The organism is Pantoea sp. AS-PWVM4, from assembly GCF_000468095.1.
GTDB classification, from domain to species: Bacteria; Pseudomonadota; Gammaproteobacteria; order Enterobacterales; family Enterobacteriaceae; genus Pantoea; species Pantoea phytobeneficialis.
Map to the genome: position 1 here is coordinate 175,525 of NZ_ASZC01000002.1, position 16,271 is coordinate 191,795.

Here is a 16,271-nt window from a genome sequence, read left to right on the forward strand (position 1 = left end):
AAACCGTAGCGGCGCGATTTATCGCGCTCTTTTATGACCGTTACGAATCATGCTTTTCTGCGCGATCAATCGCACCGCTACGCCAGATATGCAGCACCGCATAACTGCGCCACGGACGCCACACCTGCGACAGTTGTTCCGCTTCCTTCGCACTTACGCCGCCCAGATTGTTACGAATCGCGATATCCTCTTTGGGAAACGCATCCGGCCAGCGCAGCGCCCGCATCGCGATATAGCTGGCGGTCCACGGACCGACCCCTTTCAGCGCCAGCAATTGCTGCTGCACCACATCCGGATTTACCGCACCATTAAAACGCAAGGCACCCGAGGCGCAGGACTGAGCCAGTGCGATGATCGCCTGGGAACGTGCGCTGACAATCCCAAGGCTGGCGATATCATCCTGGGTTGCAGCCGCCAGCGTTTCTGCGCTGGGAGAGAGGCGCGACAGCTCAGGCCACGGCGTTATCATGGGCGCGCCAAAACGCTGTGCCACACGGCTACTCAACGTCGTCGCCGCCTTGACCGTCACCTGCTGACCGAGAATCGCCCGCACTCCCAGCTCAAAACCATCAAACGCGCCTGGCACTCGCAGGCCGGGATACTTTGCCAGACTCGGTGCCAGTAACGGGTCCTGGGCTAACTGGTCGGCAATTCGCTGCGGTTGGGCATCCAAATCGAACAAATCGCGCAGGCGGCGTAGCAGGGCGGGCAACACCGGCGTCAGGCTGGTGGTGAATTGTACCTTCAGCGCCTGTTTCTCAGGATAGTGGCTGACGCGTACCCAACCCTGACAACCGCCCAGCGCCACGGTACGGTGATAGACGCCCTCTGACACCCATTCCACCTCCTTCATCACGCGCTGTTGCAGAAAATCGAGTATCGCCTCCCAGTCATAAGGCGGGCGATAACTCAGGCGGAGTTCCGCGCTCTCCTGTAACGGTGTGCCGGGGGCAGGGGAAGCCTGTTTGCGCAGGCGGGATGGCGTCATACGATAGCGGGCCTGGAACACATCATTGAATCGACGCAGGCTGTTAAAACCGCTGGCATAGGCGATTTCCGTGATTGGCAGCGAGGTTTCAGTCAATAGCTGCTTCGCCAGCAACATGCGCCGGGTTTGCCGTAACTCGATCGGTGATACGCCCAGTTCCTGCTGCACTACGCGGCGCAGCTGGCGCTCACTCAGACCAAACTCGCTGGCAATCTCCGCCAGCGTTTCCTGCTCTTCCAGCAGGCCTTCTTCAATGCGGCGGATCAGCCGATCGGCGATACGATGGTGACTATCAACCGGGGCAAAACCGGGAGCCAGTTCCGGGCGGCACCGCAGACAGGGGCGAAAATGGGCCTTCTCTGCCGCTTCAGCGCTGGAAAAGAACAGGCAATTTTTCTGCATTGGGGCTTTAACCGGGCAGATCGGTCGACAATAGATGCCGGTTGATGTCACACCAACAAAAAACAAGCCGTCAAAACGGCTGTCGCGCGATGTCAGCGCCTGGTAAGCAATATCGGGATCAAACATCATCTTCTCCAGCAAATAAACCGCATCCTCGCGCAGCCTGGCGACGAAAACTCGCTGCTTTCGGACAGCTAACCAGTTTATCTGCATGACCGAAAACAGCCAGTTTATGGCAGCAAAAGTGCGATAATGCACCACAGATATCAAGCCGGAGGCGCACTATGTATCATGCAAAAATTATCGCTACCCCTGTGGGCGATCTCACCCTAATTGCCAGCAATAAAGGACTGTCGGCGATATTGTGGGAGAACGAAGGGTCACAACGCGTGCCGCTCAAGCCGATCAGCCGTGATGACCAGCATCCGATCTTATGTGAAACCGAACGTCAGCTAGGCGAATACTTTGCCGGGCAGCGTCAGCAGTTTGACCTGCCCTATGACACCGTCGGCACTGAGTTTCAGAAAAAAGTCTGGCAGGCGTTGATCACCATTCCCTTTGGTGAAACCCGCAGCTACCGCCAGATCGCCGAGCAAATTGGTAATCCTAAAGCGGTGCGGGCCGTCGGTGCGGCCAACGGTAAGAATCCACTGTCGATTGTGGCACCCTGCCATCGGGTTATTGGCAGCAATGGCAAACTGACCGGATTTGCCGGTGGCTTGCCGGTCAAAGCCTTCCTGCTGGAACTGGAAGGGATGCCAAAACGCTAACCGCGTCACAGCCACTCTGCTTTGGGTAAAAAAAACACGACACGCTCGGTGAGATCCGCTATCTTGTTTAGCATATAAAACACGATGGCGGATTTTGTGCCATCTTAATCGCCATGTAAGGCGATTTTGTTAAATTAAGAAAACCGAGAGCCGTGTCATGAGCCTGATGTTCGATCCTGAAAGCGCGATCTACCCCTTCCCGCCGAAACCGGCGCGTCTCAGCCAGGATGAAAAATCGTTTTATATCGAAGAAATCAAACGGTTACTGAAAGAACGCGATGCGGTGATGGTGGCGCATTATTACACTGATCCAGAAATTCAGGCTCTGGCGGAAGCCACCGGTGGCTGCGTAGCGGATTCGCTGGAAATGGCGCGTTTTGGTAGCACTCACCCGGCCTCCACCCTACTGGTGGCAGGGGTGCGTTTTATGGGCGAAACCGCGAAAATCCTCAGCCCGGAAAAAACCGTGCTGATGCCTACCTTGCAGGCGGAATGCTCGCTCGATCTGGGCTGTCCGATTGAGGAGTTCAACCGCTTTTGCGATGCGCACCCGGATCGTACCGTGGTGGTGTATGCCAACACCTCGGCAGCGGTTAAAGCCCGCGCCGATTGGGTTGTGACCTCCAGCATCGCGGTTGAACTGATTGAACATCTCGACAGCCTCGGTGAGAAAATCATCTGGGCACCGGATCGTCATCTGGGGCGCTACGTTACGCAGAAAACCGGCGCGGATGTGCTGTGCTGGCAGGGGGCCTGCATCGTACACGATGAATTCAAAACCCAGGCGTTGCAACGTATGAAGGCGCTCTATCCTGATGCCGCCGTGCTGGTCCACCCGGAATCCCCTCAGACGATTGTCGATCTGGCCGATGCCGTCGGTTCTACCAGCCAGCTGATTCAGGCGGCGAAAAGCCTGCCGCATCCGCAGATGATCGTCGCCACTGACCGCGGCATCTTCTACAAAATGCAGCAGGCGGTACCGGAAAAGGAGCTGCTGGAAGCACCGACTGCCGGAGAAGGGGCCACCTGTCGCAGCTGTGCGCATTGTCCGTGGATGGCAATGAACGGGTTGAAAGCGATTGCCGAAGGGTTAGCGCAGGGCGGCAGTGAGCACGAAATCCATGTCGATGATGGATTACGCGAAGCGGCGTTGCTGCCACTCAACCGCATGCTATCCTTTGCAGCGGAACTCAAACTCAAGGTGAAAGGGAACGCCTGACGCGCTGCACCTTTCAGACAGGTGCCCGTTATGGATTTCTTTAGCACGCAAAACATTCTGGTTCATATTCCTCTCGGCGTCGGCGGCTACGATCTTTCCTGGATCGAAGCGGTCGGCACCGTGGCTGGCCTGCTGTGTATCTGGCTGGCCAGTCTGGAAAAAATCATCAATTATTTCTTCGGCCTGATCAACGTCACCCTGTTTGCGGTGATCTTCTTCCAGATCCAGCTCTACGCCAGTTTGCTGCTGCAACTGTTTTTCTTTGTCGCCAATGTCTATGGCTGGTATGCCTGGAGTCGGCAAAATGAAGCGCAGGAAGCGGAGCTGAAAATTCGCTGGCTGCCGCTGCCAAAAGCGCTGGGTTGGGGGGCTGTATGCGTCATTGCCATCGCGCTGATGACCTTCTGGATTGACCCGGTGTTTGCCTTCCTGACACGCAGCGCGGTAGGCATCATGCAGGGGCTGGGGTTGCAGGTGGTGATGCCGCAATTACAACCGGATGCCTTCCCGTTCTGGGATTCCAGCATGATGGTGTTGTCGATTGTGGCGATGATTCTGATGACGCGTAAATACGTGGAAAATTGGCTGCTGTGGGTGGTGATCAATGTCATCAGCGTGATGATTTTTGCCCGCCAGGGCGTCTATGCCATGTCGCTGGAGTACGCCATCCTGACGCTGATCGCGCTGAACGGTTCCCGTTTGTGGATCAAAAGCGCACGCGAACATGGCTCGCATGCGCTCTCCTCTTAATGATGTTGGTGCACATGACCGGCATGATGATGCGGGTCATGCTGCGTACTCCCTGAGTCGAAGCACAATTCACAATCCGGCCCGCTACAGGGCTGGTACTCCATCTGCACCGTGGCGTGAGCGATTTGATAATGCTGGTGCAGGTAGCGATGAATGCGCACCAGCAGCGCGTCGTGGTCATAAGGCGGGATCACCTGTACATGCAGCGTCAGCACCGGTTTCTCGCCCACTTGCCATAAATGCACATGATGGACATTGCGCACTTCAGCTATATTCAGAGTCAGTTCGCGTTTGAGCTTATCAACATTGATATGACCGGGCGCGCCCTCCAGCAGTTCGTGCAAACTTTCACGCAGCAACGACCAGGCGCTGCGTACCACCAGCAGCGACACCAGCAGCGACAGAATCGGATCGATCGGCGTCCAGCCGGTGAACATAATGATCACCGCCGCGACAATAGCACCAACCGATCCCAGCAAATCCCCCAGCACATGCAGGGCGGCTGCACGCACGTTAAGGTTCTTCTCTTCGCTGCCATGATGCAGTAGCCAGAAGGAGAGCAAATTCGCCAGCAAACCGGCCACGCCAATGGTCAGCATCAGGCCACCGGCGACCGGCTGCGGTTGATAAAAGCGCCGTAACGCCTCCCAGACAATCATCACGGTAATCACCAGCAAGGCAATCGCGTTGACAAAGGCTGCCAGCGTGGTGAGACGCAACAAGCCAAAGGTATGACGTGCATTCGGTTTGCGTCGGGAAAATTGCACAGCCAGCAGCGCCATCAACAGGGCGGCGGTATCGGTAAGCATATGACCGGCATCTGCCAGCAGGGCCAGCGAACCGGAGATCCAACCGCCAATCGCTTCGACCAACATAAACAAGGCGGTAATGCCAAAGGCCGCCGCGAGGCGGGTATGGTTGCCGTCAGGCGTGTTGTGAGAATGGGTGTGTGCCATAACTTTCCAGTTTTTTCAGTAACCTGTTCGTTAATGATATCAGTAAATTGAGTTGCTCTGGTTCCAGCCGTTGCTGTTTGGCGGCTTCTGCCAGTTGCTGACAATGGGACGCAACCTCGTCCATCCCCAGCAACAGCCAGCTGCCTTTCATCCGATGTGCGGCGCGCGCCAGTGCTGGCCAATCCTGCGCGGTGCTGGCGGTCAGCAGGGTGTCGCGGTCCTGTAGCATCGTGCGTTGCAACGTCTGACAAATGCGCGGAATCATGCTGGCGTTGTGCTGCGCAAGGATATGCAGGCTGTCGGATAGCTGCATCAGCGGGTCCTGGCTGGCGCGCGCCAGCAGGGGGGCAACATCGTTCAGCGTGATCGGTTTTACCAGCAGCGCTTCGTTGGGTTGGAGCGGCAGCTTGACCAGCTGCGCATCTGCGGAACAGATCACCCGCAACGCATTATCGCCACGTTGTCGCTGGCGGCGACGCAGGATCCGCAACAACGTGAGGCCATTGGGGCGCGGCATCATCTGGTCAATAAACAGCAGGTCAAAGGGCTGACGGGCATCCGCGCGCAGCAATGCGCGCCCCTCATCAAACACCTCGGCATGAATGGCAAAAAGCGCCAGTTGCTGCTGCATCACCAGCAAATTGGTGGGATGGTCGTCGACAATCGCCACGCGTAGCTGCGGATAGTGCGGCCAGGCGGCAGAATCGCTTTCCGTCTGACCGTCTACAAGGGTGAGCGGCAGCGTGACCTCAACGCGGGTGCCCGTCCCCGGTGCTGACGTTAACGTCAGGCTACCGCCCATGCGCTGCACAATCTCCCGGCAGATAAACAAGCCAAGACCGCTGCCCTGCACGGCGAGGGCTTTACCGGACGGTGCCTGATACCAGGGTTCAAATAACTGCGCCTGCTCCTCTTGCGGGATGCCGCTGCCGCTATCCGTCACCACCAACACGATGGCGTCATTGACCGCCAGCGTCAGGCGGATATCACCCTGACGGGTAAACTTCAGCGCGTTCGCCACCAGATTATTCACCACCTGTTGCAGGCGGTCGCCGTCCAGCAGCACCGTGCCGGGCAGGCGAGTTAACGCCTCCACCACCAGCTGTGGGCCGGCATCCCGCATTAACGGATGATAGAACTGCTGCTGCTGTTGCAGCCAGTGCGACAAATTCAACGGGCGCGGTGCCAGGCGAAAACTGTGGCTCTCGATGCGCGCGTGATCCTGCAAATCATTCAGCAATGCCATCAGCGAACGTGCGCTGCTGTGCATCAGCTCCAGCCGGGCGCTGGGATGTTGCTGTTGTTCCAGCTCCAGCAGGCCCAGAATCGCCTGCATTGGCGTACGAAGCTCATGGCTGGCGGTGGCGAGAAACTGACTTTTCGCGGCATTGGCCCGCTCGGCCTGCTCGCGTTGCAGACGTTCGCGCCGTTGTTGCAGGTAGCGACGTATCAGCAGCACCAACAGCACCAGAATCGCGATACCCGCGGCAATCAACACCAGTAGCGGCACATTACGCATCGCCATGCTGGTGCCGGGCTGTGGTGGCACCGACCAGTTATCGCGCATCTGGTTGAGGGTTTCCGGTGGGATTTGCTGTAGCGCCCGATCCAGCAAGGCACGCAACACCGGTTGTTGATCGCTGATTTGCGGGGCCAGTGGCCAGGCAATATCACTGGCGGCAAACGCCAGATGGATGCGCTCACCATAATGGCTGGCGATGCGCCAACGTGCCGACAGCACATTATCCACCAGCGCATCGATTTGGTTGTTATTCAACGCCTGCCACAACTGGGCACGGTCGTCAAAAACCTGGACGTTAATTCCACCGGGCAGCATGCGTTGTGTCAGGTCGTCGCGCAAGATACCTACGCGTTGTCCCTGAAGCGCCTGCCAGTTCATGGGCTGGCGCGTCGACAGGGTGTAAATGCCCCAGATGGCACGCCATACCGGCAGCGTGGTGGTGCCGTCCAGCGCAGGCAGAACGCTGAGCATCACCTGTTGCTGCTGGAGCAAGGTGGTCGCCTGTTGTGGATTCGCCACCCAGTGCGGGGTGAAATGCAGGCCGGTGCTCTGGCTGAGTGCGTTGAGTAAATCAATAGCAAAACCCCGTGGGTTGCCATTGGCATCACGATAGCTCCAGGGGGCGTTATCAGCCTCAGCGGCATAGGGGATTTGCTGATGTTGCGTCAGCCACTGCTGCTCCGGCGCAGAAAGCATCAGCGTCTGCGTATCCTGATAACGCAGCAGTGGGGGACTCCAGCGCTGCTGAACCCGGTTGCTGAATTCGGCAGGCAGCAAACGCAGTTGCTGATTAAGCCACTGGATCAGGGCCGGATCGCGTGCCATCGCTCGCAGGGTGAGATCTCCGGCACCCGGGTCAGCGGTGATTTGGTAGATCTGCCCCTGCTGCAACTGACTGAGCAGAAATCCGGCGCTGGTTTGGTCGGCCACCAGGTAGTCGCTTTGCTGATTGAGCAGCGCATACAGCGCCTGAAGATCCCCCGGTAACGCAAACCAGCGATGCGCACGCACAAAATTTTCCGGCAGCTGCGCCAGCGTGGATTGGGCCACGGTGAGTTGCGCATTGTGGCTATTGAACATCACGGCGCGCTGATTTTCGCGGTTGCGGTAGATACGCACCGGGCTGGTGTACCAGCTATCGCTGAGGCGAATGTCGGGTGATAAGGAGGCGTGGTTGGTACTTAGCACCAAATCAACCTCACCGCGCGCCAGCGCGGCCAGTTGCTGGTCACGATCGGCATAGGTTTGCAACACGAAATGGCTGCCCGTGAGCTGGCTGAGCGCGCTCAGATAGTCAGCGTCGACACCCCAAATCTGATCGCCGATGCGCATCACCCAGGGCGCGCTATTTTGCGCGGGGAGCGCCACGCGCAGGGGAGAGGACGACCACGGCGTGCTGTGTGGCGCAGGCATCATTGACGGCAGCATCACGCTGCTGGCGGGTTGTAGATCGGCCTGTACCACGGTGCTGAAAAGCCAGACCAGCAACAGAAGCAGACGTCTCACTGATGTGCTTTCCACAGTTCAGCCAGTTCAACCACCGAATGCACCCCGGTTTTCTCGAGGATGTTCTTCTTATGCGTGCTGACGGTTTTGTTGCTGATATGCAGCTGTTCAGCAATCTGTAAATTCGACAGGCCGCGCGCCAGCAGGGCAACAATCTGCTGCTCTTTTTCGGTCAGTGGTAAATCGATGCGTTCTGGCAAGGCTGGAAACGCCTGTTGTCCGCCCAGCACCGCGAGAATTGCACTCAGCAACTGCGCCATGCTCTGGCTTTTCACCACATAACCGGCAGCACCCAGCGAGGCGGCGCGCAGCAGGGTATGACGACTCTGCTCCGCTGAATAGATCAGTACCGGACAGTCGGGATGATGTATGCGCAGACGACGCAACAGTTCCAGCCCGTCGCTGTCCGGTAAGCCAATATCAAGAATAACCAGGTCGATAGCTTGTTGTTGCAGCAATTGGCGCGCCTGGGCTTCGTCACCGGCGGCGTAGAGCTGCAACGGAATCGGGGAGTTGACGCAGGCAGCACTCAGCGCGACTTCAACTAACGGGTGATCATCAATAAGCAGCAGCGCAGCCATAATCCTGTCCTGTCGTTTTCGTTGTTTTAGCATAACGGAAAAGCAGGGGAATATTCATTATCTCCCCGGCGTATGAGTGTTAACATCGTGCCGTTACCCTTTTTATGATGACGAAACGCGATGAATCTACGGGAAAATATTGTCAGTCAGTTCAGTTCACTCTCGCCAGAGTTACAGCGTGCCGCCGAATTTTCCCTGCAACATGCCAACAAACTGGTGGTGTTGTCGATGCGCGCTTTTGCCGCTGAAGGCGGCGTCAAACCTGCCACATTACTGCGGCTGGCACAGCGCCTTGGTTATCAAGGCTGGGGTGAACTGAAAAGCGCCATGATTGATGATCTGGGTTTGCGCAATGATACATATGTATCCAAAGCGGAAAAACTGATTGCGAAAGGCACCCAGCCAGCACTGTATGAAGAGGTTTTTCTGGCGCATCAGGCCAATCTGGCCTTTACCCAGACAGAAAACCAACAGGCAATGCAGCAGGCAGTCACCTTGCTGGATGAGGCGGAAAACGTCTATATCTGCGGTTTTCGTGCCAGCTTCCCCATCGCCTGGTCGCTGTTTTATGTCTACCGGCTGTTTAACCGTCAGGTGTCATTGATTGATGGTCTGGCGAGTAACATCGAAGTCTTTACCCGCGAGTTAAGTGGCAAAGATTGTGTGCTGCTGACCAGCTTCGCGCCTTATTCACGCGAATCGCTCGCTGTCCTGCACGCGGCAACTGAGGCCGGTGCGCGTATCATCGCCATTACCGATTCCCCGGTTTCCCCACTGGCACAGGCGGCAGATTGTACCCTGTTGTTCTCTATCGACAGTCCTTCCTTCTTCCCTTCGGTAGTGTCGGGTATGGGGTTAGCGGAATGCCTGCTGGCGATGCTGGTGGCGCGTCATGGACGCGAAGCGGTCAGCAAGATTGAGAGCGCGGAACGTTATCTGATTGATTCGGGAGCCTACGTTATCCCTGGCAAATCCTGACGGCTGATCCATTTGTTCCTGTCATAAGAAAATGAAATGCATTTGTATCATATTTGCATTGACGTGATTCAAATGGATCATGCAAGATGCAATCAATATCGAGCACAAGCGTTTTCAGGAGCAGGAACAGAGCATGAGTCAGATCATTCACCGCAGCCTTCGTACCACGCCAGCCGTGGCGGTGAGCGCGCAGGGGGCTTACATCACCGATATTCATGGTAAGCGTTTTCTCGATGCCTGCGGGGGCGCGGCAGTTTCCTGCCTGGGGCATGGTCATCCCGAGGTGCTGGCCGCCATGCACCGCCAGATTGATCAACTGGCTTATGCGCACACCAGCTTTTTCACCAGTGAAACAGTTGAACAGTTAGCTGCGCAATTAACCCGCACTGCCCCTGGCGATCTGAATTATGCCTACTTCGTTTCTGGCGGCTCCGAAGCGGTTGAGACGGCGCTAAAACTGGCACGTCAGTATTTTGTTGAGATTGGTCAGCCTGAGCGCACCACCTTTATTGCCCGCAAGCAGAGTTATCACGGTAATACCCTTGGAGCGTTAGCGGTAGGGGGCAATGAGTGGCGTCGCCGTCAGTTTGCCCCTTTGTTGATGGATGTGGTTCGTGTGTCGGCATGCAATGAGTATCGCGATCGTCGTGACGATGAAAGCCAGCAGCAATATACCCAGCGTCTGTTGAATGAACTGGAAGAAGCGATTCTGACCACCGGGCCGGAGAAAATCATCGGTTTCTGCGCGGAAACGGTGGTCGGTGCGACTACCGGTGCCACGCCGCCAACCCCCGGCTATTTTCAGGGGGTGCGCCGTTTATGCGACAAGTACGGCATCCTGTATATCGCCGACGAAGTGATGTGCGGCATGGGACGTACCGGCACCCTGCATGCTTTTGAGCAGGACGGCGTGGTACCGGATATTGTCACCATCGCCAAAGGCTTAGGTGGCGGTTATCAGCCGATTGGTGCGGTGCTGGCGAGCGAAAAAATTGTCGCGGCATTACAGGCGGGCAGTGGCTTGTTCCAGCATGGTCATACTTACATCTGTCACGCCACGGCGGCCGCAGCGGCATTGGCGGTACAGCAAGTTATTGAGCGCGACAACCTGCTGGCACAGGTACAGCAGCAGGGGGCATATCTGCAACAGGCGTTGCGTGAGGTGTTAAGTGAGTTGCCGCATGTCGGAGACACGCGCGGGCGCGGTTTGTTCGCGGGCGTGGAACTGGTGCAGGATAAAGCCAGCAAGACCCCGTTCGATCCGGCACTGAAGCTGCATGCGGCAATCAAAGCGCAATGTATGGCGCGTGGTTTAATGGTGTATCCGATGGGCGGCACCCTCGACGGTCAATATGGCGATCATATCCTGATCGCACCACCGTTCATCGTCACTCGCCCACAACTGGATTTTGTGGTGGATACGCTGCATCAGGTAATTAGCGAAGAAACGCGCAAGCTGGCGGGGCGTTAATCATGAATCGTTTACCGCCGCTGGCTGAACAGCAATGGAGCGAAGAACAGCGTCAGTTGGCTGAAGAGATCATCAACGGACCGCGCGGTGCCTTGCTGCCACCGTTTGAACCGCTGTTACGCAGTCCGGAGTTGATGGCGCATGCACAACGTATGGGTGAGTATCTGCGTTATCGCAGTGCGCTGGGTCAGCGCCTGTCGGAGCTGGCGATTCTGCTTACGGCGCGCCACTGGTCACAGCCGGTTGAGTGGGCGATTCACGCCCCTATCGCACGGGAAAAGGGGATCTCCGCCCACGCGGTGCAGGCGATTAACGAGAAACGCTTGCCTGAAGATTTACAGGATGATGAGTGGGTGCTGTATCACTTCTGCCAGCAGCTGCATCAACAGAAAAAAGTGAATGATGACATCTGGCAACAGGCCATCGCCCTGTGGGGTGAGAAAGGTGTGGTCGACCTGATCGGTATCAACGGTTATTACAGTTTTCTTTCCATGATAATGAATGGCGCACAGACGCCAGTACCCGACACCAGGGATTTTATTATCCCCGCATAAGTGGTTCACTCGAAAATAAGGGCAGGCATCGCGCCCTTATTCCCCGTGCTGAATAACATTGATGAATAATGGTAGCCAATATTTATTGTGCTGCGCGAATGCTACTGCCTGCTGTTTCACTGACGCTGAGGGTTATTATGTCTGCATTTTTTTCAAAATTAAAAGTCACGCTGGCACTCGTTGCCTGTTCGGCCAGTTTTGTTGCTACGGCCCAGGATAAATTGGTGGTGGGTGTGGATACCGCTTTTGTTCCGTTTGAATTTAAACAAGGCGATAAATATGTCGGTTTTGATATCGATTTATGGGATGCCATTGCACAGAAAATGCATGTCAGCTATGAATTACGTCCAATGGACTTCGGTGGTTTAATTCCGGGTTTGCAATCACGCAATCTGGATGTGGCAATGGCCGGGATTACCATCACCGATGCTCGCAAACAGGTGGTGGATTTCAGCGATGGTTATTATGACGCCGATTTATTAATGGCGGTTAAAAGCAGTGATAACACCATCACCAAATTCAGCGATTTGGCGGGTAAAAAAGTGGGCCTGAAACAGGGCACTGCGGCGGCCAGCTTTATGAAAGCCAAATATAAAGCGGATTACGTTGAGTTCCCGAATATCGACAACGCCTACCTTGATTTGCAGGCCGGTAATCTGGATGCCGTGGTGACGATTCACCGAACGTACTGTATTACGTGAAAACTGCCGGTGATGGCAAAGTGAAATCTACCGGAGAAACCGACAGCATTCTGCCGCAGCAGTACGGTTTCGCAATGCAGAAAAACAGCAGCTGGACGCCAAAAGTTAATGAGGCGCTGAAAGCATTACGCGCCGACGGCACCTACAACAAAATCTACGTAAAGTGGTTTGATAAACAACCTAAATAATCCTGTCAGGCCGGTGAAAACCGGCCTGAGTTCAGCTGAATTGGTCGTGCTATGAATTTCGAAACCAAATATATATGGGAATCCCTGCCGCTGTTATTACAGGGATTACAATTGACGTTGATTATTTCCCTGACGGGAATGCTCGGTGGGTTTGTGATTGGCCTGCTGGCGGGAACCTGCCGTGCCCTGGGTGGCCGTATCACGAAAACGATATCATTAATTTTCGTTGAGCTGATCCGTGGTACACCTATTATGGTGCAGGTGATGTTTATTTACTTCGCATTGCCGATGGTGTTACCGATTCGTATCGATCCGGTGAGCGCCGCGATTGTCACCATTATTATTAACTCTGGTGCCTATATTGCGGAAATTACCCGTGGCGCCATTTTATCCATTAATAAAGGTTTTAAAGAGGCCAGCCTGGCGATGGGACTCTCCCAGCGCCGTACGCTATGGTACGTGATCATGCCGCTGGCGTTACGTCGTATGATTCCGGCGCTGGGGAATCAATGGATTATCAGCATTAAAGACACCTCATTATTTATTGTCATTGGCGTGGCTGAATTAACGCGTCAGGGTCAGGAAATTATTGCGGGCAACTTCCGTGCACTGGAAGTCTGGACCGCGGTCGCGCTGATTTATCTGCTGGTGACGTTGTGCCTGAGTTTCCTGCTGAAGCAACTGGAGAAAAGGATCCATATTTTATGAGCATGGTTGAATTTAATGCGGTCTCCAAGCATTTTGGTGCGACTCAGGTGCTGCACGATATCAATTTAAAAATTGAAGCCGGGGAAGTGGTGGTGATCATCGGTCCATCGGGATCGGGCAAATCAACGCTGCTGCGTTGTATTAACAAGCTGGAAGAGATTTCTTCCGGCACCCTGCTGGTGGCAGGCATGCACATCACCGATCCCCACGCCAATGAGTGTGATATCCGCCGCGAAGCAGGGATGGTGTTCCAGCAGTTTCACCTGTTTCCGCATCTGACCGCGCTGGAGAACGTGATGTTTGGCCCGATTCGCGTGCGTAAGCAGAGTAAAGCGGCGGCACGCGAACAGGCGCTGGCGCTACTGGATCGCGTCGGGCTGCGTGAACGTGCCAATCATTATCCCTCCGAGTTGTCCGGCGGCCAGCAGCAGCGTGTCGCGATTGCCCGTGCGCTGGCGGTGAAGCCGAAAATGATGCTGTTTGACGAACCGACGTCGGCCCTCGACCCGGAGCTGCGCCATGAGGTGTTAAAGGTGATGCGCTCGCTGGCGGATGAAGGCATGACAATGGTGATCGTCACCCATGAGATCGGTTTTGCGCGTGATGTGGCATCGCGACTAATCTTTATTGATGGTGGCACCATTGCGGAAGATGGCCCGCCTGATATTCTGCTCAACGCCAGCAGCAATCCGCGTCTGAAAGAGTTTTTGCAGCACGTTTCCTGAATATAAGTGAATGATAACACCATGAAAAAAATCGCAATCAGTGGATCCGCATTTGCCGTCGGTAAGCAATTAGGTGAGTTTGGCCGTGATGCCTGGCATCAGAAGCTGACGCAAACCCGGCTGTGGCAAACGGTGATCGCCATGCAGGGATCGGCACAACTCCAGGCGATGCGCGCTGCGGTGATCGCGCAGTATCCGCTGATTTGGCAGGAGCTGGAAGGTATGGCGCAGGGGCTGGGCGTCCCGGTTGACGAAGTCCTCGCCTGGAACTGCCGTGGCGATCTGGTGCGTTCCACTTCGGACGGTTGTACTACCGTGGCGGGTAGTCGCGTGACCGGTGAGATTATCATCGCTCATAACGAGGATGGTTTCCCGCAGCTGCGCGAGGATTGCGCGCTGGTCAGCATCACGCCGGATGACGGGCTGGGGTTCACCAGCTTTGCTTATCCCGGTTCGATTCCCGGTCATACCTTTGCAGTTAACGAGAAGGGCATCGTCAACACGGTGAATAATATCCGTGCGCTGCACCGCCCGGCGGGTTTACCGCGTCAGGTGCTGGCCCGCGCGGCGTTAAATGCTGCCACGTTGGACGAGGCGGTTCTGCAATTGACCACGCATACGCGTGCCGGGGCGTTTCACCATACCCTGGGACAGATGGGCGACGGTCGTGTATTCAGTGTGGAGGCCACCGGTTCGGGCTGTTCCGTGGTGCAGGTAACAAATGTGATGGGCCATGCCAATCACCTTATTCACCCGGTGATGGACGATGTTCAGCAGGTTATCACCGCCAGTTCAGCTTCACGCCAGGCAAGATTAAAAGGCTGGCAGGCCAGTCAGTCAGAACTGGACGAGGATGCGGCAAAAGCGATTTTATCGGACCAGCATGATGCTGAGCTACCGATCTACCGTTTATCACCGCAGGACCCGGATGACGAAAACACCCTCGCCACCGCGATATTCACCCTGAGTTCGCAGCGGGTTGACTGGCAGGTCTTCACCCTGGATCGCCAGGTAGCAACTCTTCATGGAAGCGTCAGTTTACAGCGCTAGTCTGACGGGCTACAGTGGACGGGTTGCGTCCGGCGCGCGCCGGGCCAGAAATTGAATGGACTAAGTATGAATTACCAGAACGACGATTTAAGAATCAAAGAAATCAAAGAATTATTACCTCCTGTTGCGTTGTTTGAAAAATTCCCCGCGACCGATAGCGCGGCACAGACCGTCGCGAAAGCCCGCCAGGCTATTCACGGTATTCTGCATGGCGAAGATGACCGCCTGCTGGTGATCATCGGGCCGTGCTCGATTCATGACACTGCGGCGGCCAAAGAATATGCCGAACGTTTGCTGAAGTTGCGTGATGAGCTGAGTGGCGAGCTGGAAGTGGTAATGCGTGTCTACTTTGAGAAACCTCGTACCACCGTGGGTTGGAAAGGGCTGATCAACGATCCTTATATGGATGGCAGCTTCCAGATCAACGACGGCCTGCGTCTGGCGCGTAAACTGCTGGTGGATATTAATGATACCGGTCTGCCTGCGGCAGGCGAGTTCCTTGATATGATCACCCCGCAATACGTGGCGGATCTGATGAGCTGGGGCGCGATTGGTGCGCGTACCACCGAATCACAGGTGCACCGTGAGCTGTCTTCCGGTCTTTCCTGTCCGGTAGGTTTCAAAAACGGCACCGATGGCACCATCAAAGTGGCGATTGACGCCATTGGTGCTGCCAGCGCGCCGCACTGCTTCCTGTCGGTCACCAAGTATGGTCATTCAGCGATTGTCGAAACCAGCGGCAACGAAGATTGTCATATCATTCTGCGTGGTGGCAAAGAGCCGAACTACAGCGCCCATCATGTGGCAGCGGTGAAAACCGGGCTGGAGAAAGCAGGTCTGACACCGCAGGTGATGATCGACTTTAGCCACGCCAACAGCAGCAAACAATTCCAGCGCCAGATGGTGGTGGCGGAAGATGTTGCGCAGCAGATTGCCGGTGGTGAGCGAGGTATTACCGGTGTGATGCTGGAGAGTAACCTGGTGGAAGGTAACCAGAGCCTCGACAGCGGTGAGCCGCTGGTCTACGGCAAAAGCGTGACCGATGCCTGTATTGGCTGGGAAGATACTGACAAAGTATTGCGTCAGTTGGCTCAGGCGGTGAAACAGCGTCGCGGTTAATTTCAGCCACGCTGAGTAAGTTTGGTTTGAACTGAGCATATTTCGTTCGCCATGTGCACTGGCAGATACATTTCGCCGGTGCG

At 55.7% G+C, this 16,271-nt stretch carries 14 protein-coding genes and 1 pseudogene; 11 read left to right on the forward strand and 4 right to left on the reverse strand.

From position 1 onward, the window contains the following. Window positions 1-40 precede the first annotated feature (40 nt). Complete coding sequence (locus tag L579_RS00985; protein WP_036624453.1) at window positions 41-1,516, reverse strand: DNA-3-methyladenine glycosylase 2 family protein; 1,476 nt, start codon at window positions 1,514-1,516, stop codon at window positions 41-43. Between the two features lie 158 nt (window positions 1,517-1,674). Between L579_RS00985 and L579_RS00990 the strand changes: the two genes are divergently transcribed. The 3 genes from L579_RS00990 to pnuC all read left to right on the forward strand — a co-directional run bounded on the left by L579_RS00990 (window position 1,675) and on the right by pnuC (window position 4,129). Beyond that, window positions 1,675-2,160, forward strand: coding sequence for a methylated-DNA--[protein]-cysteine S-methyltransferase (locus L579_RS00990; protein ID WP_021182426.1), 486 nt, complete (start codon window positions 1,675-1,677; stop codon window positions 2,158-2,160). Window positions 2,161-2,317: 157 nt separating this feature from the next. Beyond that, window positions 2,318-3,379: a quinolinate synthase NadA gene (gene nadA, locus L579_RS00995; RefSeq protein WP_021182427.1), complete on the forward strand. Its 1,062-nt coding sequence runs from the start codon at window positions 2,318-2,320 to the stop codon at window positions 3,377-3,379. Between the two features lie 30 nt (window positions 3,380-3,409). Then, complete coding sequence (gene pnuC / locus L579_RS01000; RefSeq protein ID WP_021182428.1) at window positions 3,410-4,129, forward strand: nicotinamide riboside transporter PnuC; 720 nt, start codon at window positions 3,410-3,412, stop codon at window positions 4,127-4,129. On the opposite strand, the gene zitB is transcribed toward pnuC, so the two are convergent. The 3 genes from zitB to L579_RS01015 are packed head-to-tail and all read right to left on the reverse strand — an operon-like array spanning window position 4,126 to window position 8,694. Continuing rightward, window positions 4,126-5,085, reverse strand: coding sequence for a CDF family zinc transporter ZitB (zitB, locus tag L579_RS01005; RefSeq protein ID WP_021182429.1), 960 nt, complete (start codon window positions 5,083-5,085; stop codon window positions 4,126-4,128). The two genes, pnuC and zitB, sit on opposite strands and share 4 nt — an antisense overlap. Then, window positions 5,054-8,128: an ATP-binding protein gene (locus tag L579_RS01010; protein ID WP_036624458.1), complete on the reverse strand. Its 3,075-nt coding sequence runs from the start codon at window positions 8,126-8,128 to the stop codon at window positions 5,054-5,056. The genes zitB and L579_RS01010 overlap by 32 nt, the downstream gene beginning before the upstream one ends. After that, window positions 8,110-8,694, reverse strand: a complete 585-nt coding sequence (locus tag L579_RS01015; protein ID WP_021182431.1) for a response regulator transcription factor — start codon at window positions 8,692-8,694, stop codon at window positions 8,110-8,112. The genes L579_RS01010 and L579_RS01015 overlap by 19 nt, the downstream gene beginning before the upstream one ends. Before the next feature lie 120 nt (window positions 8,695-8,814). Here L579_RS01015 and L579_RS01020 point away from each other — a divergent pair, with 120 nt between their 5' ends. The 8 genes and pseudogenes from L579_RS01020 to aroG all read left to right on the forward strand — a co-directional run bounded on the left by L579_RS01020 (window position 8,815) and on the right by aroG (window position 16,188). Then, window positions 8,815-9,672, forward strand: coding sequence for a MurR/RpiR family transcriptional regulator (locus L579_RS01020; protein WP_021182432.1), 858 nt, complete (start codon window positions 8,815-8,817; stop codon window positions 9,670-9,672). Window positions 9,673-9,805: 133 nt separating this feature from the next. After that, window positions 9,806-11,143 carry an aspartate aminotransferase family protein gene (locus tag L579_RS01025; protein WP_036624769.1) on the forward strand — a complete coding sequence of 446 codons (1,338 nt, stop codon included), beginning with the start codon at window positions 9,806-9,808 and terminating at the stop codon, window positions 11,141-11,143. Window positions 11,144-11,145: 2 nt separating this feature from the next. After that, window positions 11,146-11,697: a carboxymuconolactone decarboxylase family protein gene (locus tag L579_RS01030; protein ID WP_021182434.1), complete on the forward strand. Its 552-nt coding sequence runs from the start codon at window positions 11,146-11,148 to the stop codon at window positions 11,695-11,697. 137 nt (window positions 11,698-11,834) lie between these two features. Further along, window positions 11,835-12,586, forward strand: a pseudogene (gene glnH, locus L579_RS01035) (glutamine ABC transporter substrate-binding protein GlnH). A 51-nt stretch (window positions 12,587-12,637) separates the two neighbouring features. After that, window positions 12,638-13,294: a glutamine ABC transporter permease GlnP gene (gene glnP, locus L579_RS01040; protein WP_021182435.1), complete on the forward strand. Its 657-nt coding sequence runs from the start codon at window positions 12,638-12,640 to the stop codon at window positions 13,292-13,294. Window positions 13,295-13,296: 2 nt separating this feature from the next. Further along, complete coding sequence (gene glnQ, locus L579_RS01045; protein ID WP_036624772.1) at window positions 13,297-14,019, forward strand: glutamine ABC transporter ATP-binding protein GlnQ; 723 nt, start codon at window positions 13,297-13,299, stop codon at window positions 14,017-14,019. Window positions 14,020-14,040: 21 nt separating this feature from the next. Further along, window positions 14,041-15,069 (forward strand): acyl-CoA--6-aminopenicillanic acid acyl-transferase, encoded by a 1,029-nt coding sequence (locus L579_RS01050; protein WP_036624462.1) that lies wholly within the window; start codon window positions 14,041-14,043, stop codon window positions 15,067-15,069. Window positions 15,070-15,135: 66 nt separating this feature from the next. Continuing rightward, the gene (aroG, locus tag L579_RS01055) at window positions 15,136-16,188 is read left to right on the forward strand and encodes a 3-deoxy-7-phosphoheptulonate synthase AroG (protein ID WP_021182438.1); all 1,053 of its coding nucleotides are present in this window, start codon (window positions 15,136-15,138) and stop codon (window positions 16,186-16,188) included. The last annotated feature ends 83 nt before the right edge of the window (window positions 16,189-16,271 follow it).